Origin of the sequence: Chitinophaga pollutisoli (assembly GCF_038396755.1) — a bacterium.
Classification (GTDB): Bacteria; Bacteroidota; Bacteroidia; order Chitinophagales; family Chitinophagaceae; genus Chitinophaga; species Chitinophaga pollutisoli.
In genome coordinates, this window is record NZ_CP149822.1 from 3,156,497 (window position 1) to 3,179,753 (window position 23,257).

The 23,257-nt window shown below is 55.3% G+C and carries 25 protein-coding genes; 11 read left to right on the forward strand and 14 right to left on the reverse strand.

Annotation, left to right across the window (positions count from 1 at the left end):
- Positions 1-277: 277 nt before the first annotated feature.
- Positions 278-982, reverse strand: a complete 705-nt coding sequence (locus WJU16_RS13050; protein ID WP_341833939.1) for a Crp/Fnr family transcriptional regulator — start codon at positions 980-982, stop codon at positions 278-280.
- A gap of 72 nt (positions 983-1,054) precedes the next feature.
- On the opposite strand from WJU16_RS13050, the gene WJU16_RS13055 reads away from it, so the two are divergent.
- From WJU16_RS13055 to WJU16_RS13085, 7 genes are all read left to right on the forward strand, one after another.
- Positions 1,055-1,642, forward strand: coding sequence for a pseudouridine synthase (locus WJU16_RS13055; RefSeq protein WP_341833940.1), 588 nt, complete (start codon positions 1,055-1,057; stop codon positions 1,640-1,642).
- Between the two features lie 64 nt (positions 1,643-1,706).
- A complete protein-coding gene (locus WJU16_RS13060; RefSeq protein WP_341833941.1) occupies positions 1,707-2,582 on the forward strand; it encodes a YicC/YloC family endoribonuclease in 876 nt (291 codons plus the stop codon).
- An 8-nt stretch (positions 2,583-2,590) separates the two neighbouring features.
- Positions 2,591-3,088 carry a gliding motility lipoprotein GldH gene (locus tag WJU16_RS13065; RefSeq protein WP_341833942.1) on the forward strand — a complete coding sequence of 166 codons (498 nt, stop codon included), beginning with the start codon at positions 2,591-2,593 and terminating at the stop codon, positions 3,086-3,088.
- Positions 3,089-3,090: 2 nt separating this feature from the next.
- A complete protein-coding gene (locus WJU16_RS13070) occupies positions 3,091-4,107 on the forward strand; it encodes an ATP-binding protein (protein WP_341833943.1) in 1,017 nt (338 codons plus the stop codon).
- A 74-nt stretch (positions 4,108-4,181) separates the two neighbouring features.
- Complete coding sequence (locus WJU16_RS13075; protein WP_109695708.1) at positions 4,182-4,892, forward strand: response regulator transcription factor; 711 nt, start codon at positions 4,182-4,184, stop codon at positions 4,890-4,892.
- 121 nt (positions 4,893-5,013) lie between these two features.
- A complete protein-coding gene (locus tag WJU16_RS13080; protein ID WP_341833944.1) occupies positions 5,014-5,880 on the forward strand; it encodes a histidine kinase in 867 nt (288 codons plus the stop codon).
- 56 nt (positions 5,881-5,936) lie between these two features.
- Entirely contained in the window at positions 5,937-6,680 is a 744-nt protein-coding gene (locus WJU16_RS13085) for a LytTR family DNA-binding domain-containing protein (RefSeq protein WP_341833945.1), read from the forward strand.
- Here WJU16_RS13085 and WJU16_RS13090 read toward each other — a convergent pair.
- From WJU16_RS13090 to WJU16_RS13105, 4 genes are all read right to left on the reverse strand, one after another.
- Positions 6,675-6,935, reverse strand: coding sequence for an SH3 domain-containing protein (locus tag WJU16_RS13090; RefSeq protein ID WP_341833946.1), 261 nt, complete (start codon positions 6,933-6,935; stop codon positions 6,675-6,677). The genes WJU16_RS13085 and WJU16_RS13090 overlap by 6 nt on opposite strands.
- On the reverse strand, positions 6,848-7,438 hold the full coding sequence (locus WJU16_RS13095) for a tetratricopeptide repeat protein (protein ID WP_341833947.1): 591 nt from the start codon (positions 7,436-7,438) through the stop codon (positions 6,848-6,850). Before WJU16_RS13095 ends, WJU16_RS13090 begins: the two co-directional genes overlap by 88 nt.
- 20 nt (positions 7,439-7,458) lie before the next feature.
- The gene (locus WJU16_RS13100) at positions 7,459-9,381 is read right to left on the reverse strand and encodes a BatD family protein (RefSeq protein ID WP_341833948.1); all 1,923 of its coding nucleotides are present in this window, start codon (positions 9,379-9,381) and stop codon (positions 7,459-7,461) included.
- Positions 9,382-9,494: 113 nt separating this feature from the next.
- Positions 9,495-10,202, reverse strand: a complete 708-nt coding sequence (locus WJU16_RS13105; RefSeq protein ID WP_341833949.1) for an SDR family oxidoreductase — start codon at positions 10,200-10,202, stop codon at positions 9,495-9,497.
- Positions 10,203-10,308: 106 nt separating this feature from the next.
- Here WJU16_RS13105 and WJU16_RS13110 point away from each other — a divergent pair, with 106 nt between their 5' ends.
- Positions 10,309-11,004, forward strand: a complete 696-nt coding sequence (locus WJU16_RS13110; RefSeq protein WP_341833950.1) for a YjjG family noncanonical pyrimidine nucleotidase — start codon at positions 10,309-10,311, stop codon at positions 11,002-11,004.
- A 64-nt stretch (positions 11,005-11,068) separates the two neighbouring features.
- On the opposite strand, the gene WJU16_RS13115 is transcribed toward WJU16_RS13110, so the two are convergent.
- The 5 genes from WJU16_RS13115 to WJU16_RS13135 all read right to left on the reverse strand — a co-directional run bounded on the left by WJU16_RS13115 (position 11,069) and on the right by WJU16_RS13135 (position 14,152).
- Complete coding sequence (locus WJU16_RS13115) at positions 11,069-11,314, reverse strand: hypothetical protein (RefSeq protein WP_341833951.1); 246 nt, start codon at positions 11,312-11,314, stop codon at positions 11,069-11,071.
- Between the two features lie 61 nt (positions 11,315-11,375).
- Positions 11,376-12,032, reverse strand: coding sequence for a phosphatidylserine decarboxylase family protein (locus WJU16_RS13120; protein WP_341833952.1), 657 nt, complete (start codon positions 12,030-12,032; stop codon positions 11,376-11,378).
- Between the two features lie 61 nt (positions 12,033-12,093).
- Positions 12,094-12,954 (reverse strand): phosphatidate cytidylyltransferase, encoded by an 861-nt coding sequence (locus WJU16_RS13125; protein ID WP_341833953.1) that lies wholly within the window; start codon positions 12,952-12,954, stop codon positions 12,094-12,096.
- Between the two features lie 39 nt (positions 12,955-12,993).
- Positions 12,994-13,224, reverse strand: a complete 231-nt coding sequence (locus WJU16_RS13130) for a putative signal transducing protein (RefSeq protein ID WP_341833954.1) — start codon at positions 13,222-13,224, stop codon at positions 12,994-12,996.
- 4 nt (positions 13,225-13,228) lie between these two features.
- The gene (locus WJU16_RS13135) at positions 13,229-14,152 is read right to left on the reverse strand and encodes a CPBP family intramembrane glutamic endopeptidase (RefSeq protein ID WP_341833955.1); all 924 of its coding nucleotides are present in this window, start codon (positions 14,150-14,152) and stop codon (positions 13,229-13,231) included.
- A gap of 81 nt (positions 14,153-14,233) precedes the next feature.
- On the opposite strand from WJU16_RS13135, the gene dusB reads away from it, so the two are divergent.
- From dusB to proC, 3 genes are all read left to right on the forward strand, one after another.
- On the forward strand, positions 14,234-15,304 hold the full coding sequence (gene dusB, locus WJU16_RS13140) for a tRNA dihydrouridine synthase DusB (protein WP_341833956.1): 1,071 nt from the start codon (positions 14,234-14,236) through the stop codon (positions 15,302-15,304).
- Positions 15,305-15,337: 33 nt separating this feature from the next.
- The gene (locus WJU16_RS13145; protein ID WP_341833957.1) at positions 15,338-15,907 is read left to right on the forward strand and encodes an HNH endonuclease; all 570 of its coding nucleotides are present in this window, start codon (positions 15,338-15,340) and stop codon (positions 15,905-15,907) included.
- Between the two features lie 137 nt (positions 15,908-16,044).
- On the forward strand, positions 16,045-16,845 hold the full coding sequence (gene proC, locus WJU16_RS13150) for a pyrroline-5-carboxylate reductase (protein ID WP_341833958.1): 801 nt from the start codon (positions 16,045-16,047) through the stop codon (positions 16,843-16,845).
- Positions 16,846-16,965: 120 nt separating this feature from the next.
- On the opposite strand, the gene WJU16_RS13155 is transcribed toward proC, so the two are convergent.
- From WJU16_RS13155 to WJU16_RS13170, 4 genes are read right to left on the reverse strand one after another with little or no spacing between them, the layout of a single operon-like run.
- Entirely contained in the window at positions 16,966-20,160 is a 3,195-nt protein-coding gene (locus WJU16_RS13155) for an efflux RND transporter permease subunit (protein WP_341833959.1), read from the reverse strand.
- A 32-nt stretch (positions 20,161-20,192) separates the two neighbouring features.
- Complete coding sequence (locus WJU16_RS13160) at positions 20,193-21,257, reverse strand: efflux RND transporter periplasmic adaptor subunit (RefSeq protein ID WP_341833960.1); 1,065 nt, start codon at positions 21,255-21,257, stop codon at positions 20,193-20,195.
- A gap of 8 nt (positions 21,258-21,265) precedes the next feature.
- A complete protein-coding gene (locus tag WJU16_RS13165; RefSeq protein WP_341833961.1) occupies positions 21,266-22,627 on the reverse strand; it encodes a TolC family protein in 1,362 nt (453 codons plus the stop codon).
- Positions 22,628-22,648: 21 nt separating this feature from the next.
- Positions 22,649-23,257 carry a TetR/AcrR family transcriptional regulator gene (locus WJU16_RS13170; RefSeq protein WP_341833962.1) on the reverse strand — a complete coding sequence of 203 codons (609 nt, stop codon included), beginning with the start codon at positions 23,255-23,257 and terminating at the stop codon, positions 22,649-22,651.

Here is a 23,257-nt window from a genome sequence, read left to right on the forward strand (position 1 = left end):
TTTTCTTTTGTGATGAAATTCTTTTTAATATTGTGTAGGGAAATTTATTTCCCTGTACTTACTAACCCATTCACATACTAAGAAAGTCTGATTGTTCTCGCAGTCAGACTTTTTTAATTCCAGCCCAAACCCTTTCCAACACTACGTTTCAACATACTCATCATCTCGCGCGCATCGTGCTGCATCGTTATGCAAGGCGTTGAATTTCGCGTATCTGTCGGGGGAGGGTAGTTAGCCGGCCAAACGGTTTTCCGTTCGGATTTGGCTTTTAAATGGCTTAATCCTGCAGATTCGCCATTTTGATAAGTTGCTGCAGGCGGAGAATGCGGATTTTTTTGCCGAAGAGATCAATCACTTTCTCTTTCCTGAATTCCGACAACAACCGGATGGCCGACTCCGTCGCCGTTCCCACCAGGTTGGCGATCTCCTCCCGGGAAAGCATCACGTTGATCGTTTCCTCATCTGCTTCCAGACCATAAGTTTCCTTGAGGGTAAGCAACGTTTCGGCGAGGCGCTCGCGGACAGGCTTCTGCGCCAGGTGCGTGATCTTCTGTTCCGCCCTTCTCAGCTCACTCGACAGGATCTGCATCATGCGCAATGCAAGGGTGGGATCTTTTTGCAACAGGCCGAGGAATACTTCGCGGGGGATGAAACAAACCGCACTGTCTTCCAGCACGGTTGCGGTTGCGGTGTATGGCTCGTTGCTAATGAGCGCCTTATATCCGATCAGGTCGCCGGGCTTCACGAGGCGGATGATCTGCTCGCGCCCTTCGTCGCCGCTGTGCGACAACTTCACTTTCCCGGAATTAACGAACCAGATGCCGTAAGGATGTGCGCCTTCCTGGAAAATGTCTTGCCCTTTACGGAAGACCTTGCAGGTTTTGGCGTTGGCGATCTCTTCCACATGTTCAGGCGTGGCGGCGGAAAAAATTTCGCCCAGGTATTTGCCGCAGTACGGGCAGGGAGATGGATCGCTTAACATGTCAGGTGCCATAAAATCGCTAAGGATGCGGCAAAATTACTAATTTACAGGCCCTTAACCAAAGCAGTGAGCGTGAACCTTCGCTATTTTACCATTTACAAGCCATACCAGGTGTTAACCCGGTTCGGGAAAGAAGGGGATAAAGCCGTTTTATCCGACTTCTTCGATGTGCCGAAGGATGTGTACCCGGTAGGAAGGCTGGATTACGACAGCGAAGGGCTTTTGATCCTCACCAACGACAAATCCGTCAACCAGCGCCTGCTGCAACCCTCGCAGGCGCACGAACGGGAATATTGGGTGCAGGTCGACGGCGCGGTGACGCCCGAAGCGATCCGCCGGCTCGAAGCAGGTGTTACGATCACGGTCGACGGGAAGCCATTCCGCACTAAACCCGCGAAGGCTTCTTTGTTTGACGCGCCGCCGGAAGTACCCGACCGCCATCCGCCTATCCGTTTCCGCCAGCATATTCCCGCGCCGTGGATACGGCTGGTGCTCACCGAAGGCAAGAACCGGCAGGTGAGGAAGATGACGGCCGCTGTGGGCTTCCCCACGTTGAGGCTCATCCGTTACCGCATCGGCCGCCTCGATATCCGGGGCATGCAGCCGGGCGATATGACCGTTCTCGACAAGAAAGCGTTTGATGCCGCACTCTTCCGCTAACACGCTGGTAGCCCGCGCCGAAATATGACAATAATTGACTAGGTTTGTCACATAAACAGATAATATGCTGAAATCCATGACCGGCTTCGGCCGTGCGGAGGTAACCCGGGGAGAAACGACCATTGTGGCCGAAATCAAATCGCTCAATGGGAAACAATTTGAAGTGAATCTCAAAATGTCCCCCTTACTGAAACCCTACGAATTCGATATCCGCAACATCCTTCAATCGGAGTTGCAACGCGGCACCCTCGACGCCACGATCAACATCAAACAAAACGGCGCCAGCCGCCCTGTAGTTATCAACACCGAGCTCGCCCGTTACTATTACGAAGCCATCTCCGGCATGGCGCGCGACCTCGCCATCCCGCAGGAAGATATGCTCAACGTGCTCATGAAGCTCCCTGAAGTCGTATCCCCTGCATCCGAACAGATCACCGAAAACGAATGGAATGAAGTAGCCGCCATCGTCCGCAAAGCCGTCGCGGAAATGGACGCACACCGCGTCGACGAAGGGCTGATGCTGGAGAAAGACCTCCTGCTTCGTATCGATAACATCCTGCTTTACACCGAAAGAGTCCGCGAGCTGGACCCGCTCCGCAAAGAGAAAGTACGCACCCGGCTCGAAACCCTCCTGGCCGAATACGTTGGCAAAGAGAACGTCGACGGCAACCGCATGGAACAGGAACTCATTTTCTATTTGGAGAAGCTCGACATCTCCGAGGAACTGGTGCGCCTGCAGAACCACTGCCGCTACTTCAAGGAGATCCTCAACGAAGCCGAGCCCGCCAAGGGCAAGAAACTGGGTTTCGTGCTCCAGGAGATCGGCCGCGAAATCAACACTACCGGCTCCAAAGCCAACGACGCCGGCATCCAGCAATGGGTAGTGATGATGAAAGACGAGCTGGAAAAAGCCAAAGAGCAGGTGCTCAACGTACTCTAAACAAGCATATGATCCGCACGACGATATCTCGCTCCGCCTGCTTCGCCATCAGCCTGCTCGCATTCGCCTGCTCGCCGCCGAAGCTGGATACCTTCGAGAAAAACAGGAGCATCCCGCAATCCAACTGGGACGCTTCCTTCAAACCTGAATATGAAGTCACGCTCGCCGCGGAAGACACGGCGTTCTATTACAACCTGTACGTTAACGTCCGCCATACGGACGCCTATCCGTACAACAATCTCTGGCTGATCGTCAGCACGCAAATGCCCGGCGACAGCCTGCCGCAAACCCGGAGGGTGGAACTGCCCCTGGCCGACAGCTACGGTAAATGGCTGGGCAGCGGCCTCGACGATATCTTCGAGCACCGTATTCCCATCCAGCAGCACGCGATCCTTCCCAGGGCCGGCACCTATCGTTTCACATTCGAGCAGAACATGCGCCAGAACCCATTGCCCGATATGCTCAGCGTGGGCCTGCGCATGGAAAAAGCCGCTCCGCGGAAATAGGGATGAAACAAGCGACAACAGCCCTGCCGGGCAAGAAGATGATCACCGGCATCTACATTTTCGTGCTGGTGTACACCGTGGTACAGCTCTTCTGGTGGGGCATCCTGCTGCACCAGCAGTCGCGGCAGATCGCACATTACGAGCAGCTGGAACTGACGCACCAGATGCACCAGCTCAGCGAGCCTTCGGCTTTTATGACCGAAATGCAGCGCCTCCATCACGAAGAGCGCATGCGGACGCTGAAGTACATCGGGGAAGGCACCATCTTCCTCATCGTCATCCTCGCCGGCGCCGTGATCGTGTACCGCGCCGTGTGGAAGCAGATGCGGCTCCAGCAGCAGCAACAGAATTTCATGATGGCGGTTACGCACGAGCTGAAGAGCCCCATCGCCATCGTCAAACTCAACCTCGAAACGCTCCGGAAACATAAACTCGACGAAGAGAAGCAGCATAAAATGCTCAGCGCCACCATCCGGGAAACAAACCGGCTCGACCAGCTGTGCAACAACATCCTGCTGGCTTCCCAGTTTGAGCACCAGAAGTCGCAGCCGTTTTTTGAGCCGGTGGACCTGAGCCAGCTGCTGGAACAGGCCATCCAGGAACTGCGCGACCGGATACAAAGTCACGACATAGTGTCAGCCATCGAACCGGGGATCGGCATGGAGGCGGACAAGTTTATGATAACCCTGATGCTGAACAACCTGGTGGAGAATGCGGTGAAGTATGCGCCAAAGGGGACGGAGATCAGGGTAAGCCTCGGGATCGAACAGAACGACCTGCTGATGCGGGTTCGTGATGAGGGAGAAGGCATCCCCGCAGCGGAGCGGAGCAAGATTTTCATGAAGTTCTACCGCATCGGGAACGAGAATACCCGCAAGTCGAAGGGCTCCGGGCTGGGCCTTTACCTCACCCGGAAGATCGTGGAACAGCACGGCGGGACCATCATTGTGGATGACAACTTGCCGAAAGGCACGTGTTTTGAGATCAGATGGCAGGATTATTCCCCCCAACCTGTATAAAATTAACCGGTTGTACGTAATTTTAGGCAATCACCGGAAAAGCATTTACCGTTCACCATTCACCAAATGCATTTATGAAGGAAGCGACGAAAGCATCAATTTTGCTCGTAGAAGACGAAGAGAACCTGCAGGAAGCATTAAAACTCAACCTGGAGCTGGAGGGTTATGAGGTTACAGCGGTAGATAACGGGACCAGCGCCCTCAAAGCCGTCAAAAACGAGTATTTCGACCTGATCATACTCGACATCATGCTGCCCGAGATGGACGGCCTGGCGGTCTGCGAGAATATCCGGATACAGAACAACGAAGTGCCTATCCTCTTCCTCAGCGCCAAGAACAGCAGCGCCGACCGCGTGCTGGGGCTCAAGAAGGGAGGAGACGACTATATGACCAAGCCATTCAACCTGGAGGAATTGCTCCTCCGCGTGGAAAAGCTCATCGTCAAAAACAAGAAGATACAGGACAAGGACAGCGTTCCCAACGTTTACCGTTTTGGGAATAATATGATCGATTTCGCCGCGCAGGAATGTGTGGGGAAAGATGGTAAGCACCACGAGCTGTCTAAAAAGGAGACCATGCTGCTGAAGCTGCTCATCGAGAACAAAGGCGAGGTGGTGACCCGTGAAAAGATCCTGCAGGTGGTTTGGGGTTACAACGTATATCCTACGACCCGTACCATCGACAACTTCATCCTCAATTTCAGGAAGTACTTCGAGGAAGACAGCCGCAATTCCCGTTATTTCCATTCCGTTCGCGGGGTAGGGTACAAGTTTACCGACGGCTGATCCCCCTTTCGCCAGATAACCCCGCAAGAACGCCGATTTTCCGTTGGCCGCCGCCGCCTATTACTTCCCTCTTTTCCGGAGCGGGGCAGCAGCCTATATTTGGGCGGTTTAGGAATCAGATATGCTTAACCCCGCTAATGCCACGGTTCAATCGCATGCTTATCCAACGGTTCTCCCGCCTGCGCCATCGTTTTTCCCGGGTACCGCTGTAACGCTGACCATCCTTTTCTTCCTCACGGGAGCCCTCGTTGCAGGTGCTTTCTGGTGGCGGGAAAGACGGATGCGCCGCCGCATGCAGGATCAATACCGCCTCCAGGGCGGCAAAGCCTCGTTGGAACTGCAAACGATCCAGACGCAGATGAACCCGCATTTCATCTACAACAGCCTCAACGCCATCCATAGTTTCATCCTTTCTTCCAGCACCGACCTGGCTTCGTCGTACCTCACCCGCTTCAGCCGCCTCCTGCGCATGACGCTGGAACACAGCAGCCGCGAATGGATCACCCTGGAAGAAGACCTCGAAACCCTCGACCTCTACCTCCAGCTCGAAACCCTCCGCTTCGAAGGCCAGTTCGATTATGATATCCAATTACTCCCCGGCCACCCGCCGCTGAACGTCCTCATCCCGCCCTTCCTCATCCAGCCCTACGTGCAAAACGCCATCTGGAACCGCCTGCTGCAACGCGAAGAGGGCAAAGGGTTTATCAAAATCGAAGTAGGACGCGATAATGATGGCATGTTCGTAAGGCTGGAAGACAACGGCATCGCCCGCCACAACGCCTTCCACCAGCACCAGCAGAAAACGCCGGCTATCGCCGTGGCAGGAGAACGCCTTCACTGGATCAACCACCGCTACCACACCCACGCCAACATCACCTCCGGGCACAAATACGACGAGCACCACCAGCGCACAGGCACCTACACCCACTTTCGCCTGCCAGATGTCAGGTACGACGAAGTAGCGCCCGAAGCCCGGATTTTTAAGTAAATTTGAATATACCCTACTGCTTTCAAAACCATATCAACCACCGTATCTATACCCTGATGAAAACGATCATTATCGACGACGAAGCGCACTGCCGCGATGTGCTGCGCATGCAACTCAACCACTACTGCCCGGAACTGCGCGTGGTAGCCTGCTGCGGCTCCGCCGACGAAGGGCGGGAAGCCATCTTGCAACATCAGCCCGACCTCGTTTTCCTCGACGTGGAAATGCCGGGGGAAGACGGCTTCTCCCTCCTCGAAAACTGCGAATGGCGCCGCTTTTCCGTCATCTTCACCACCGCGCACGACCGTTACGCCCTCAAAGCCATCCGCCACAGCGCGCTCGACTTCCTCCTCAAACCCATCGACAAACAAGATCTCATCCAGGCCGTCCATAAAGCCGTGGTGCACCACCCTGCTGCCAGCCCGCAGGCAGACACCATCCTGCGCCTCCTCCGCGAACAGCTCCCCCAGTTCGAACGCATCGCCCTGCCTACTTTCGACGGCCTCCGCATGATACCCGTAAAAGATATTCTCTATTGCGAATCGGAAGGCAGCCACACCCGCGTGTTCCTCCATCCATCCCCCAAACCGGTCATGATCTGCATGGCGCTCAAAGACGTAGACGATACGCTCCGCGACAAGGGATTCTTCCGCGTGCATAACAGCTTCATCGTCAACCTCGCCCACATGTCCAAATACATCAAGGGCGACGGCGGCGACATCGTGATGGCCGACGGCCGGAGCGTGCCTGTGGCCCGCAACCGCAAACAGGAATTCCTGGAAAAAATAGAGAAGTTATAACCGCCTGATCTCGTTCACCGGCACCCAGCCGGTTTTGCCGTCGGTCAGCTGCACTTTACCGAACTGGCTTGTAGCGTCAAGTATTTTTACCTTCATGCCTTCCTTCAGTTCGAAGAGGTCTTTGGCGCCGTCGTCGGGCGCGGCTTTGGCTTTCACGGCGTCGTGCATTACGATGGCGTCGGTACTGTCGAACGATTGATTGTGCGTCCACGCGGCCATGGAGAAGTAGCCGAGCAGGATGATACCCACCACCATGAGCGCCCAGCGGAGGTATTTTTTCCCGGTACGGGGAAGAAGAAGAAAGCGATGATGAGTGCGGAAAATATCCAGCCCCAGGCGATGCTCCAGTTGGCCCACCCGGCGGGCGTGTGCAGTTGTTGCCATTGCAGCCACCAGCGTTCGAAGAAGAGCAGGGGAAGCGTTTCCACGTTGCTGCCTACTTTCTGGTTGGCGATGGCGAGGTTGCGCTCCGTGGCTTCGTCGCCGGGTTGCAGGCGGAGCGCTTTCTCGAAGCTGTATACCGCCATGCCGGTTTGGTTCGATTTGTAGTAAGCGTTGCCGGCGTTGAAGTAAAGATCCGCCACCTGGTACCCCGAGTCGATGAGTTGCTGGTACTTTGCGGCGGCGTCGGTAAAGCGTTGCTGCTCATACAGCCGGTTGCCTTCGGCGAAGAGCGCGGGGGCCTGCGCTTTGGCGGCAGTACCGGCAAGGATCAATATCACGAAGAGGCGGGCGCAGTAAGAGATGAATGGTTGCATATGGCTGTTTTTCCGGCGGCTTACGCCCGTCCTTTGATTTCGTTTTCGATGTTGGTGATGACTTCAACGGCTTCCTGGTAAGCGCCCTGGCGCAATTCCACGGAATCGCCCGGCGCGTAGAGCGCCCGCTCGCAGCGGTCGGCCAGCGCAAAGAGTTGTTCTTTCGCGGAATCGCTGAGGCCCAGCTTTACCAGCTTGTCTTCTACCCGTTGTTTGGAAATTTCGGCCATGGGGATGCGGAGCTTATGGCTGAGATATCCCCACAGCGCGCGGGAAGTTTCTTCGTAGAATGCTTTGTCTTTTCCTTCTTTGAGATATCGTGCCGCCAGCTCCAGCCGCTTCAGCGCTACTTTGTTGGCGTGGCGGTGGCGCAGGAGGGCGGCGTTGGAGTTGATGTACTTTTCGCGGCGGCGGTAGTACGCAACACCCGCGATCGCCAGCGCCGGCAGGAGGAAAAGTATCCAGAACAGGGGCTTGCCGAAGAAGAACGGGCGTTGCTTGCTCCAGTCGCCGGCTCCCGGGCGGATGCCCGCCAGTTCCGTCTGGCTGCCGAAGTCGGCTTTTTCGCGCTTCACTTCCTTGCCTTGCACCACATGCACGTCGAAGGGCTCGGAAGTGAGGGTTTTGTAAGCTTTCGCGGCAGGATCGAAATAGGAGAACTCAACGGGCGGCAATTTGTAATCGCCTTTTTCCTGCGGCATAAGCGCGTACTGGAACGTGCGGCTGCCGCTGAGGGGATTGCTGTTTTTCTCGATATTGTCGGTAACGGAAGGATCGTATTTCTCGAAGCCCGGCGGGATGTTCAGCGGCGGCGCGTTCAGCAGGTTTACGTTGCCTTGCCCGCTGATAGCCACCTTCAGCGACAGCGCATCGTCGGTGCTGAGTTGATTTTTATCGAGTGTGGCATTCATGGTGAAGCGGCCCACCGCGCCGTTGAAGCTGGCGGGGCGGCCCTCGGCGGGCAGGGGTTTTACCTGCACTTTCACCACGGGGCTCTGGATCCGGTACGGCACCACTTCGTATTCGGTATTGCCGAACAAGGGATCGTCCGCGAAGAAATCTTCGAACACATCGCGGCCGAAGGGATCATTGGTGGCAGGGCGCCGGCGCTGACCGCCGATCTTCACGAAATGAACCTGGTTATCCACTTCCGCGGGGTCCAGTTCCAGCTCGCCGGATTGCAGCGGGAAAAGGAGGGTTTTGCGGATGATGAAAACGTTAAAGGGAACGCCGTTCACCACTTCTTCGGTGGGCCGCGGCGGATTGGGAATGTCCATATCCTTGGCGGAGAACCCTTTGAACGCGGGCACTTTCGTTACGCTGGAGTTCGTGGGCAGGCGGGTGTACAGTTTATACGTGGCGGTGATCTGTTCACCTTCATACACGTTTGTTTTATCCACGTCCACGCGCACGAACACGTTCTTCCGCAGTTGTTCTTTCGGATCATCGCCCGGGCGGAGCACGCCCGGCTGCGCTTCGCCGGGATAGCGGCGCTGCGGGTAATTCGGTTGCGCCTGCTGGGGTTGCGGTTTCACGGGAGCGCCGGCGCGGGTGACCTCGATGTTGACGGGGTTGCTGCGGACGGTTTTCCCATCCACGCGCGCCGTGGCGCCTGGAATGGTGAAGTTCCCCGGCGCCGTTGGGGCCAGGGTATAAGAATACGCCACGTATGTGGTGACACGGCCATTGTCGTTAGACATGCCCTGCTGCACGGCGGGCCCCTGCATTACGGAAAAACCGTTGAACGCGGGCGCCCTGAAATCGCTGAGGTTGGCGGGGTTGACGAGCGTGAACTGCACCTGGAAATATTCATCCTGCGCCACTACGTTGGTGTTGACCTGCGTGGTGAAACGGAACTCCTGGGCATGGGCCGCCGCTGCCGTCAGCAACGCGGCGATGAACAAAACGAATTGTTTTCTCAATCTGGCGGTATAAAACTTCATCTATGACAAATTTAACCAATGCCGGGCCGGAGCATTCCGGGGGCAAGTTAAAAGTAAGTTAAAATAACAGGTTGAAAACGGCTACAGCAAAGGCTTTGGGGTGACTTCCGCCGCTATCCGAGATCCCCGAGCTGGGGGCGCATCACAATGTCTTCGATCACCGCCTGGGGGCTGAGATGATAGGCCGCCCACAGCATAGACGCTACATCTGCCGGCTCCATGAGGCGGTCCGCCGGGCCCTCGAACCCTTCCCAGGAGGCAGTGAGCACGGGGCCCGGGCTGATGGAGGTGACTTTCACGCCGTGGGGTTTCATTTCTTCCCGCAGGTTTTTCGAAAAACCGAGCAGGGCGAATTTGGTGATGCTATACGATCCCCCGTTCGGGTACGCCTTGTGGCTGGCCGTGGAGCACAGGTTGAATACATGTCCTTTCTTCGCGGCTTTCATGGCGGGGATGAAGGCACGGGTAAGATGGTACGCACTGTAAAGGTTCACGGCCATCATCTTTTCGAGATGCCCGTCTTCCTCCTCATGCACCGCGCCAGGCACGAAGATCCCCGCATTGTTCACCAATATATCGGGCACTTCGCCGAATTCCCCGCGAACGGCTGCCGCGAAGCTGAGCACCGCTTGTTTGTCGCCCATATCTACCGGCAGGGCCAGCACTTTGGCCCGGGGGCTTTGCTGCCGGATGGCCGCAGCCGTTTCGTCCAGCGCCTGCACATTCCGTGCACAGATCGCTACATCAAATCCCTCCGCCGCCAGCTTCTCCGCTACCGCTTTCCCGATGCCTTTGCTGGCGCCTGTAATGATTGCAAACATACCGTGTGTTGTAGTGTTAATACCCTTTTAATATGCCAAAATAAGGGAAAAATGGATTTGTCGTACCTTTGCCCTTCACTACAGTTAGCCAACGAACGGACCCATCATGAGATATAAACATATTTTTTTTGACCTGGACCATACGCTCTGGGATTTTGAAGCCAACTCCAACGCCACTTTGCAGGAATTGTACGACGCGCATGACCTCGCCGGCATCGGCATCCCCTCGTACACCGAGTTCTTCACCGTGTATTCCGGTATCAACGAAAAATTGTGGGACCGCTTCCGCAAAGGTTACATCAACCGTAACGAGCTCCGCATCAAACGTTTCACCCAAACTTTCCTGGAATTCAAACGCTGCGACGACGCCCTTTGCCAAACCCTCAGCGACCGGTTCCTCGAAATCCTCCCCACCAAAACCGCCCTTTTCCCCGATACCATCGAAGTGCTCGACTACCTCCGCGACAGGCAATACCCGCTCCACCTGATCACCAACGGTTTTGAGGAAACGCAGAAACTGAAGCTGGAAAATTCAAAGATCGGGCACTATTTCACCCATATCGTGACTTCCGAAAGCGCGGGCATGCTGAAGCCGCATAAAGCGATCTTCGATTATGCCATGCAATTGTCCAACACCACGGCGGCCGACAGCATCATGATCGGCGACACGCTGGAAGTGGATATCCTCGGGGCGCAACAGGCAGGAATGGACCAGGTGTATTTCGCGCCGGGCGAAGTGCAGGCGGGCGTTACCCCCACTTACACGATCAAAACGCTGTCGGAGCTGAAGAATATCCTGTAGGGCCATAAAAAATCCCGGTAACATATGCTACCGGGACTTCCCAATATAATGGCTGCAAAATTTACTAACTTTTTTCCGCGGCTTTCTTTTTGGCGGCTGCTTTAGCGGCTTCTGCCCTGGAAGGCATCGGCATGCAGCAGGATTTGCCTTTGGCGGCGGTTTCCTGTTTGCAGCAGGATGCGTCTTTACCCTTGTTGCAGGCTTCTTCCTTTTGGGCGGGAGCCTTCTTTTTTGCCCCAGGCTTTTCCTGGGCGAGGGCGGGGCCGGCGAGGAGCGCTGCGGCGGACAGCATCAGAAAGAATTGCTTCATGCGGTGCTTTTGTGTAATTGAAGATACGCTTTCCGTTTGGAAAAGAAACGTTAAAAAATTATCAAGCCAGTTCCGCTATCACCGTTTGCCCGCCGCGCACGATCTGTTCGAGGTTTACGTTCACTTTGGTGCCCACGGGCAGGTAGATGTCCACGCGGGAGCCGAATTTGATGAAACCCATCTCCATATTCTGTTTCACTTCCATGCCGGGCTTGAGGTAATTCACGATGCGGCGGGCGAGGGCGCCGGCGATCTGGCGTACCAGGATGTCGGTTTTGCCGTTGCCGATAACAACCGTATGGCGTTCGTTTTCCGTGGATGCTTTAGGGTGCCAGGCCACGAGGTACTTGCCCGCGTGGTATTGGCTCAGCTTCACGCTGCCGCTGATGGGGTTGCGGTTTACGTGGACGTTGGCGGGGCTCATGAAGATGGACACCTGGAGGCGCTTATCCTTGAAGTATTCCCCTTCCACGGTTTCCTCAATCACCACGATCTTGCCGTCGGCCGGGGCGATCACCAGCTTCTCGTCGAATTGCATCTCGCGGGAAGGGATGCGGAAAAACGATACGATGAACAGGAAAAACACGAGGGAGATTCCCAAAATCGTCCAGCACATTACCGGCGAATCGTAAAGGAAATAAAACACTGCGATGTTGAGCAGCGCCAGTACGGCGAATGTTAGGGCGATGGTAGCTTTGCCCTCACGATGGATCGTCATGATTCAGTAGATTTTTATCTGGCCCTTTAATAAGGCGGTACGAAGGTATGAAGAAAAATGTTTATCGGACAAAGAGGCTGACGTAGATCCAGGCGAAAGGCGCGGCCACCAGCAGGGAATCGAAGCGGTCGAGGAAACCGCCGTGCCCCGGCATGATGTTCCCCGAATCTTTCACTCCGGCCAGCCTTTTCAGCCGCGACTCCAGCAAATCGCCCGCCGTGCCAAACACCGCCGCGATGGCCGACAGCGCGATCCAGTGCTGCAGCGGCAACCACTGATGCCCCCAGAAATGCCCGAAAACGCCCGCAGCGGCCACGGCGAGAATCATCCCGCCCACGGTGCCTTCGATCGTCTTCTTGGGAGAAATGGCGGGAGCAAAAGGCGTCCGGCCGATGAGGGAGCCCACGATATACGCCATGGTATCGTTGATCCAGATAAAGCAGATGAGCAACAACGGAATGAGATATCCCGGCGCGTGGTACCCCGGCACCTCCGTAAAGCGCAGATCTGCCAGGAGGCCGAAGGGAACCGTTACATACATCAGCCCCAGCAGGGAATAACCGATCGTTTTCAATGAGAACGTTTTGCCCATGAGGATTTCCCCCAACGGCAATATCAGGATGAATATGAAAGACATCGCCCAGCCGATTTCCCCGAGCGACAGCCCGTTCCGCTCGAAATTCGAACCGGTGAACGCCAGCATCATGGCGCATCCGGCGATCAGCGCGCCGTAGCGGTGCCAGGAAGAAATTTCCGTGTAGTCCGCGTCGATATGCCGGACCAGTTTGGCGTACTCCTGCAATGCGAAGAAATTGACCAGGAAAAACAGGAGGAAGAAGGATAGGGGTGTCCATAAAATGCCTCCCAGCATAATGGCCACGAAAAACAGGGCGGTGATGGTCCGCGTAATGAAAGTCTTCATGTGTTGAATTAAAGTGAAACCGGGTGTACCGACCCCGGCTTATTCCGTTGTTCCGGGTTCGGGACGGCTTTCGGCGATGAGCTGTTTGGCCTGTGCCTCGTTGGAATTGTGCACATATACTTCGTCCATACCCGGCAGCATGGTCACGAAGGAGGAGTCTTGCCGCGGAACGATCACTGCTTCAATGCCGTTTTCCACGAGCATGCCGCGGATGATTTCGGATTCGTAGGCGATGTTGCTCGCGTACACTTTTACCCAGTCTTTTTCCATAGTATCAGTTTTTTGCCTCGACCTCCGCCGTCCGCCAGTTATAGCCGTTTTGCCGGGCGCGTTGCGCGAGCCTCCAGATGAGGAGCCCCGTGATCACGGCGCTGAATATGGCAAGGTAGAACGGCACCGCTTCTTCGGCGGCGGGGTCTTTGCTGATGAGTTTGTTCTGGTAAAGATAAAACAATACCACCTGCATGCCGTTGTTCAGGAAATGCGCCGCGATGGCCATCCAGAGGTTCCCCGTTACGAGGAACACCGCGCCGATCACGAAGCCCAGCACCACACGGGGCAGGAAGGTTACAAATTGAAGGTGGATAGCGGAAAAGATGAGGGCGGTGATGATCACGGCCACCCAGCCGTTGCGCACTTGTTTGTGTATTACCCGTTGCAGGCATCCCCGGAAAAATACCTCCTCGGCGATAGCGGGCATGAGCGCCATGAGGAACAGGTTGCGGATCAGGGCCCAGCTGTTGGGCATCTGCAACAGGGCTTTGGTCTGCTTTTCCGCCATCTTCTCCATGTCGTGGAAAGATTGCGGCAGCCCCACCATTTTGTTCCAGTCGGCTGACGCTCCAACGAGTTGCAGGGAGCAAAGGAGCACGAGCAGCGACAAAATAAGCTGGAGGAAGGGAAGCCCTTTGTTCAGGCCCAGGTAATGCGCCGGGCGCTCCATCGCCAGGGCAAACAAAGCCCCCGGGAGCAGGAACACCGTGAACGTATACAAAAACTGCGATATACGAAGGGCCGCGGCTACAGAAGGGATCGCCATCACGGCGGGGTCCTGCGATTGCATCATCGTATAGCCTCCGCTGATAGCCGGGAACACCCCGGTCATGATAAGCCCGTATCCCATGAAGCATACCGACATCAGTCCCAATAAAATCGCCAGTTGCCCGAACGGGGAAGCTTTCCGTATAAAGTCCATCATACTTTCGCTGTGCTAAATTTGCGTAAATTTACAGGGCATTTGTCAGTTTTGACCGATAAAATTCTGACAGGCTGTTTTAATATGGTGAAAATTGGAGATATAGAACTGGGTGAATTTCCGCTTTTGCTGGCGCCCATGGAAGATGTTAGCGATCCGCCGTTCAGGGCGGTGTGCAAACGCGAAGGGGCCGACCTCATGTATTCGGAATTCATTTCCTCGGAAGGCCTCATCCGCGACGCCATTAAAAGCCGCATGAAACTCGACATTTTCGAGTTCGAGCGCCCCGTCGGCATCCAGATTTTCGGGGGCGACGAAGAGCCCATGGCCATGGCCGCCCAGATCGTGGAAGCCGCCAACCCTGACCTGCTCGACATCAATTTCGGCTGCCCCGTTAAAAAAGTCACCTGCAAAGGCGCCGGCGCCGGCATCCTCAAAGATATCCCCAAGATGGTCCGCCTCACGGAAGCCGTCGTAAAGGCCACAAAACTACCCGTTACCGTCAAAACCCGCCTCGGGTGGGACGACGACACCAAAAACATCGAAGAAGTCGCCGAAAGGCTCCAGGACGTCGGCATCAAAGCCCTCACCATCCACGGGCGCACCCGTACGCAGATGTACAAGGGGCATGCCGACTGGACGCTTATCGGTAAAGTCAAGCATAACCCCCGGATCCAGATCCCCATCTTCGGCAACGGCGACATCTGCACGCCCGAACAGGCGGTTGCCGCCAGGGAGAAATATGGGGTAGATGGGGTGATGATCGGCCGCGCGGCCATCGGTTACCCCTGGATATTCAACGAGATCAAACATTACATGCGCACCGGCCGCCACCTGCCGCCGCCTACCGTTGCCGAGCGGGTAGACGTCTGCAAGGAGCACCTCCGCCGCTCTATCCAATGGAAAGGTGAAGTAGTCGGCATCCTCGAAATGAGACGGCATTACACGAATTACCTGAAGGGCCTGCCCCATATCAAGGAATTCCGTTCACAATTAGTAACTTGCAATACAGCGGAAGGGATCGAAGCGGTCCTTGATGCCGTAGCATATCAGTACAAAGATCATATATTTGAGCGGACGATGGCCCCATTGGCTGGCATAGAAGCAACAGCAAACCTTCCGGAAAGAGAACTGACATGTGACGTTCCGGACTGACCCCAGAAATGAACCATATAAATTGCTTTCACAATGGCCACAATCAAAAATTTGAAAAATGAGGTCTGGAAAGACTTGCAGATTAAAAACAAATCTGCCCTGCGTAAACGCTACGCGGTTTCCAATATGGGAAGAGTAATGAGTTACCAGGAAAGCAAAGAAGAGGGCCGCCTTTTAAACGGGTCCACCGTGGAAGGCTACACTGTTCTCAACATCAAGCCTGCAGACACGTACCAGTCCCTCTACCTGCACCGCGAAGTGGCGCGCCTGTTCATTCCCAAAACCAGCCGCTCGCAGAAATACGTCATTCATCTCGACTACGATAAAAAGAATAATAAAATCAATAACCTCCGATGGGCCACCAAGGAGGAAATGGAGCAGCACCAGCAGAACAGCCCGGCCAAGCTGGCGTACAAGGAGCTTCAGCGCCACCGCACCAAAGGGCTGAAACTGAACATCGCCAAGGTGAAAAGCATCAAGCGCCTGCTGCATAAGCCGGGGCGCAAAACGATGAAGCAGATCGCCGAACAGTTTTCCATCAGCGAAATGCAGTTGTACCGGATCAAGAGCGGCGAAAACTGGAGCCACGTAACATTGGATTAACGCCTGAGTCATCAGGAATGGTCATATTTTTTGATGTTGTCTGACGAAGGCCCCCTTCACCGGGGGCCTTCTCATTTTCAGGAGGGTTTGCAGGAACGGGGGTTTTACCGTACCTTACTCTTCCAAATCAGTAGACTATGTCAGGCAAGAAAATCGCCATCATCGGCGGCGGCAACCTCGGGTCCGCCATCGCGGAAGGCCTCCTTAAAAGCGGTTTCTCCAAAGCGGGAGAAATCACCGTCACCAAGCGCAACGTCGCTACCCTGGCCGCATTGCGCGAGCAGGGCGTTCATGTTGAATCCGATAACGCAAAAGCCATCCGCGAAGCAGACGTGGTGGTAGTGGCCCTCAAACCATACAACGTTAAAGAAGTCCTCACCGAACTCCGCGCCAGCTTCGACGCCGAAAAACAACTCCTTATCTCGGTAGTTACCGGCGTCCTCCTCGATGACCTCGAAAAAATCACCCTCCCCGGCCTGCCCATCTTCCGGGCCATGCCCAACACCGCCATCGCCATACAGGAATCCATCACCTGCATCTGCGGCCGCAACGTCACCGAAGAACAAACCGCTTTCGTGAAGGAAATGTTCGACCAGCTGGGCGTTACCGTCGCCATCGACGAAAAGCTCATGGACGCCGCCACCGTGCTCGGCGCCTGCGGCATCGCCTACGCCCTCCGTTTCATCCGCGCATCCATCCAGGGCGGTATCGAAATCGGGTTCGACGCCGCCACCGCCAACCTCATCGCCGCCCAAACCGTTAAAGGCGCCGCCGAACTGCTCATCAAAGGCAACCGCCACCCGGAAGCCGAAATCGATAAGGTGACCACCCCCAAAGGCTGCACCATCGCCGGACTCAACGAAATGGAACACCAGGGCTTCAGCTCCTCCCTCATCAAAGGCATCACCAGCTCCTATAACAAAATCATCAAAGGATAATTTCCTCCCACATACTTGCACCAAAAACGAAAGGCCGGGATAAGAATATCCCGGCCATTTAGTTAAACCTACAACTGTTATACTGTTTGTAACACTATTATCACTTATGCAAGTATTTTATCAGTTCATCATGGAGGCGGACTGCAAATCCCGCGCTTCCATTTCCGTTTCCGTAGGCGCCACCATCCGCTGGCGGATGTAACGCTTCTTGGAAATACGTCCCATGCCAAACTTCGCCATCACCTTGTCTACCACATAGTAGATCACCGGCACCACGATCAGCGTGAGGAACATCGAGGTGATCAGGCCACCGATGATTACCCAGGCCAGACCGTTCTTGGTCGAAGCCACACCGCCTGTCGCCAATGCGATCGGCAACATACCGATCACCATCGCGATGGTGGTCATGAGAATCGGGCGGAGACGGGCGTGGTTGGCGTGGATCAGCGCGTCGTATGTGCTCTGGCCTTCTTCCTTCATCTGGTTGGTGAAGTCTACAAGGATGATCGCGTTCTTCGCCACGAGCCCGATCAGCATGATCATACCCAGGATGGTGAAGATATTCAGCGTGTTGTTGGTCAACGCCAGCGCCAGCAAGGCACCGATGATCGCCAGCGGGATCGAGAACATCACCACGAAGGGATAGATGTAGTTGTCGTACAGCGCCACCATGATCAGGTACACCATGATGATGGAAATGAGCAGCGCTACGCCGAGGGTAGAGAAGGAGTCGCCCTGGTTCTCCGCATCGCCGCCAAGCACGAAGCTCACGCCCATGGGCTTTTCCAGCTGGTTCAGCTTGGCCACGAACTCCTGCGTTACGGTACCGGCGGGTTTACCCATCACCTGGCTCTGGATGGAAACGGACGTGCTCTTGTCGCGGCGCTCGAGGCGGCTCGGACCGGAACCTTCGGTGATGGTCGCGAATTGCGCCAGTTTCACCAGTTCGCCTTTGTCGTTCTTGAAATCGATATTGGAAACGTCCTGGATGTTGCGGCGGTTGAAGTCGCCGAAACGGATGTTGATGTCGTATTCATATTCACCCTGGCGGAATTTCACCTTCGAGTCGTCTGCCGTACCGCTGAAAGCCGTCTGCATCGTACCACCCACGTTTTCGAGGGTGAGGCCGAGGGCCGACATCTTATCACGGTCTACCTGCACGTTGATTTCGGGGTTGCCTTCTTCCACGGAAAGCTTCACCTCTGTGGCGCCTTCGATTTGCTGCAGCTCTGCCATACCCGCTTTTGCGAATTTAAACACGCTGTCGAGATCGGTACCCATCACGATCACATCGATCGGGGCACGCTCAGCGGTACCCATGATGCTCACGGAAGTGGTTTTCACTTTCACGCCGGGCAGGATTTCTTTCAGTTCCTTTTTGATTTTGGAAGCGAGGATGTCCGCCGGTTCACGTTTGTGGAGATCCACCAGCTGCACGGTTACTTCCGATTTATAGGCAGTAGATTGCGAGGTGCCGAAACCGTCTTCCGACGTCTGGCCCACGGTGGTGATCAGCGATACCACTTCGTTTTTCTTCTCGAGGAAAGCTTCCGCTTTGAGGGTCGCCTGGTTGGTTTGTTCGAGGGATGCGTCTTTCGGCATTTCGAGCATCACGATAAACTGACCGCGGTCGCCTTTCGGGATGAACTCACCGCCGATATAACCACGGCCCACCAGCTGGAACGAAGCGATCAACAGCACGAGGGAACCCACGAGCGTGATCGTTTTATGCGCCAGTGCCCATTTCAGGGTGTTGGTCATCCAGGAAGTGAATTTATCGAGTTGTCTTTCAAACCATAAAATGAATTTCTCGAAGAAGTTCCTGCCGGTGAGATGCGTGAGCTTACCGAAGCGGGAAGCCAGCAAAGGCACGATAGTGAACGAGGTCAGCAGCGACAGCATCGTGGAGATCATCACTACCACGCAGAATTCGCGGAGGATCTTGCTCACCAGTTCGTTTGTCAGTGAAATCGGGAGGAACACCACCACGATTACGAGGGTAATGGAAGTTACGGTGAACCCGATTTCCTTCACCCCATCAAACGCTGCGCGCACTTTGTTCTTGCCCATCTCCATGTGCCGGTAAATATTCTCCAGCACCACGATGGCGTCATCCACAAGGATACCTACCACGAGCGAAAGGCCGAGCAGCGACATGAGGTTCAGCGAGAAGCCGAACAACTGCATGCCGATGAACGTAGCGATCAGCGACGCGGGGATGGAGATCATCACGAAAATGGCGTTACGGATGGAGTGCAGGAACAGCATCATCACCGCGGCCACCAGCACCACGGCGATCACCAGGTCATGGATCACGGAGTCGGCGGATTCGAGGGTGAAGACGGAGTTGTCGTTCGCGATCTTGATTTTCAATCCCGCAGCTGCGTATTCCGCTTCGATCTTCGCGATGGCTTTCTGCACTTCTTCGGAAACGGTCACGGCGTTGGCGTCTGACTGTTTCTGCACCTGCAGCGCGATAGACGCGTTACGGTCTACACGGGCGAGGCGCTCTGCGTCTTTCGAAGCATCCTGCACATCCGCCACATCGCCGAGGCGCACCTGGGTGCCGGAAGCGGTGGTGGAGAGTACGAGATCGCGGAGCTGGTCCACATCTTTGTATTTACCCGCGAGGCGGACGAGGATTTGCTGATCGGTGGTTTTTACCTTACCGGTCGGGAAGTCGAGGTTTGCATTGGTTACGATCTGGCGCACCTGCATGATCGACAGCTTGTACGCTTCGAGTTTCCTGGGATCTACGTTGATCTGGATTTCCCTTTCCTGGCCGCCGATCATCGAGATCTGGGCCACACCGGGCAAGCGTGACAGCATCGGCTGGATGCGCTTGTCGATCAGGTCGAAGAATTTCCGGTCGTCCATTTTGGAGGTCGCGGAAAGCGTCATGATCGGAAGGTCGTCGAGGGAGAATTTATTGAGGGACGGCGGTTTGGCATCGCCGGGCAGGTCGGCCAGGATGGCGTTCACCTTCCTTTGCGCGTCTTGCAGGCCGATGTCTTCGTCCGCGTCGTTATTCAGTTCCACCGTTACCAATGAAAGGCTTTCGGAAGACTTGGATGTCAGTTTCTTGATATTTTCCATCGAGGCAACGGCGTCCTCGATTTTTTTGGTCACGGTGCTTTCCACTTCGGAGGGGGAGGCGCCGGGGTATACGGTGGCGATGGTCACGATCGGCGACGAGAACTTGGGCAGCAGCTCATAGTTCAGCGACTTGTAGGCGAGCAGCCCCAGCAGCGTCAGGATGGTGAAGAGCACCACCACAACCGTTGGCCTTTTTATCGATAATTCAGTAATCTTCATTTTCTTCGGTTTGTTAAGTCAAGCAAATCGTCTTATTGTGCCTGCGCGGCTACTTTGGCGCCGTCGGTCAGGTTGATCTGGCCGCTTATGATCACGGTTTCGCCTTCCTGCAGGCCTTCACGGATTTCGACTTTATCGCCGAAGATGCGGCCGGCGGTTACTTTACGCAGTTTGGCCACATTGCCTTCCATCACATAAATCTGGTTGCTGTTCACACCGCCCACGAAAGCGTTGCGGGAGATGAGCATGGTGGGGTCCTGTTTCGGCATTTCGAAATTGGCGGTACCGTACATGCCTGCTTTCAGTTGCTTGCCGGTGATGTTGGTCACTTCCATTTCTACGGGGTAGCTGAGCGTCTGGTCGCCTTTCGCGGCGATGAAGGTGATTTTGCCGATGTATTGCACTTCAGGGAATACATTGGTGGTCACGTTCACTTTGTCGCCCAGTTTCAGGTTGATCACCTGCATTTCCGGAACGGTCACGCGCAGTTTGAGGCGGCTCACGTCTACGATGTCGAACATCTTGGTGCCGGGGGAGAGGTAGGTGCCTTTTTCCACGTATTTGGCGTTGATGAACCCGGAGATGGGGGCTTTTACGTAAGTGTCGTTCACCTTACGGCTGGCGGCTTCGTATTTGGAAACGGCCAGGTCGTATTGCAGGCGGGCGTCGTCCATTTGCTTCTGGGTAACTCCGCCGGTTTTGAAGGCTGATTCATATCTTTCCTTATCTACTTTCAATTGCTGAAGGTTCGCTTTTGCGGAAGCCAGGTCGGTACCAACGATCTCATCATCGATGCGCACGAGCATTTGCCCTGCCTTTACGAAGCTCCCTTCGTCTACCAGCAGCTGGTTGATGCGGCCGGAGATTTCGGAGAGATAGGTGAGTTCTTTGTAAGGCATGAAGTTGCCGTTGGCGGCGAATTGTTGGTCGAAGTCCACGCGGGCGGCCTTTTCGATAACCACGGGGATGTCGCCGGTATTGCTTTGTTTCACGAATTCCGTCTTGGCGACGTTGGCGGCTTTGTTGGCGTTCAGTTTCCAGACGATTGCCGCTAGGGCTGCTATTGTTAAAGTGCCGTAGATTAAAACTTTCTTCATGGCTTGCATTAGTTTAAGAGTGAGGGCAGGTTTCCGTGTGATTTGATGAGGTCGAGCTCTGCTATTTTGTATTGCAGCAGTGCTTCGTTATAGGTGTTCTGGGCTTCGGTGAGGGAGGTCTCCGCGTTGAGGAGGTCCGTCAGGTTGGCGAGGCCCAGGTTGTAGTTGTTCTGGGTGGAGGCGTATACCTCGTCGGCGAGGGCTACGTTTTCCTTTTGTGTTTTGATGGTGCTGAGGCTGTTGAGGATACTGAGCCGGGCGTTCTCGAAGGAGGTGGTCAGGTTCAGTTTGTTGAGCTCCAGTTGTTTGGAGATCTGTTGCAGCGTCAGGTTGGCCTGGTTCACGCGGCTGCGGCGGGCGAAGCCGTCGAAGATGGGGATCTTCAGGGTGAGGCCGATATTAGCCATGCCGAACCACTGTGCGGTGGTGTTGCCGCCTTTAAAGAGGTCGAACTTGTCGCTGAGGCCGTTATAAGAATACTGGCCGGTGAACGACAGCTGCGGGAAATATTCGGACACATACGCTTTCTTCTGGAACTGCTGAAGCTCTTCGGTTTTCTTGATCACTTTATATTCCGTGCGGTTCTCCAGGTCGAAGGTTCCGAAGTCCTGCGTTACCGCCGCCTTCTGTTCGATTTCGCTGAGGGCGAGGGAGGGCAGTTCGATGGCTTCGGAAGAAGGCATGCCCATGAGTGTTTTCAAGGTGTTCTGATCGATCTTCAGCATGTTCTCCAGTTGCGTTTTCTGCGTCTGGTAGTTCACGAGGTTCACTTTGATGCGGTCGAGGTCGATACGCTTGGCCAGGCCGTTGTCGAGCTGGCTTTGGGTCGTTTCCACGAGCCGGGTCATTTTATCGATATTGCTCTGGATGAGGCTGAGTTTTTCCTTGCGGACGAGCAGGCCGTAATAGAGGGCGGACACGTTGTAGATCACGTCTTCTTTGGTTTGCTGCGTTTGCAGGGCGTAGTATTCTTCCCCGGAGCGGGCGGCCTGGAGGCCGGTGAATACGCTCTGGTTGAAGAGTTGCTGGGTAACGGTGCCGGAGGCGCTGGCGTTCCAGGTGGTACCTACTTCGAGGGCCATGGGCTTGCCGGGCTCGGCGGAGTTCATGGCGCCGGGGAGCACCATCACCTGTTTCTTGATGTTATCGGTGAGGGTTCCGGTGGCATTGAGCTGCGGAAGCGCCTGGGCGCGGATCTCGGAAGTTTTCTGCTTGCCGATCTGTTCTTCCAGTCGGCTGACTGCCAGCTGCTGGTTATGATCCAGCGCAAAACGGAGGGCATCCTGCAGCGACAGCTGTTTCGTTTGTGCGTAAACGTTCGTGGTCCAGGCAGAGGACAGGAACAGGAACGGTATGATCCATTTTTTCATGCTGAGTATTGTGCGATAGTGTTATGCGGAAATGGCGGAAGGAAGATATTGTTCCAATAGCGCCTGCCCTTCCGACGTGGCGATACCGTTTATATAATGTATGGTCAGCTCATGCATCACGTCGTGCAGCTCGAAGGTAGCCGCCGGGAAATGGAGCGGGTTGAAGAGCGAGTCCATTTGCAGCATCCGGAGGTGGACCATGATGTCGGTCCGGAGGCGGGGGCGGTACAGCCCTTCTTCGATGCCCCTTTCCAGGTTGGCGCGGATGGCGCCGGCTACTTTTTCTTGTTTGAAGTCCTGCACCTTTCTCCAGGAGGAGGGGTGGTACTTTTCGAGCTCGAACAGGAGCACGGGATTGGTGCTGCGGGCCATGAGCTCGGTGTGGCCGAGGGACATGACAAGTTCTTCGATCGCGTCCCTTCCGGCTGCGTGGCATTCGGAGAGGCGGTCCACGTAGGTGCCGGTCATATAGGCGGTCACTTCATCGATCAGGTCGTTTTTGTCGGCGAAGTGTTCATACACGGTTTTCTTGGAGATGCCGCACTCCCTGGCGATGTCTTGCATGGTAATGCTTTTCACCCCGAAAGTTTTGCATAAGCGCAGCGCTGTTTCCAAAATCCTGTCTCGCAT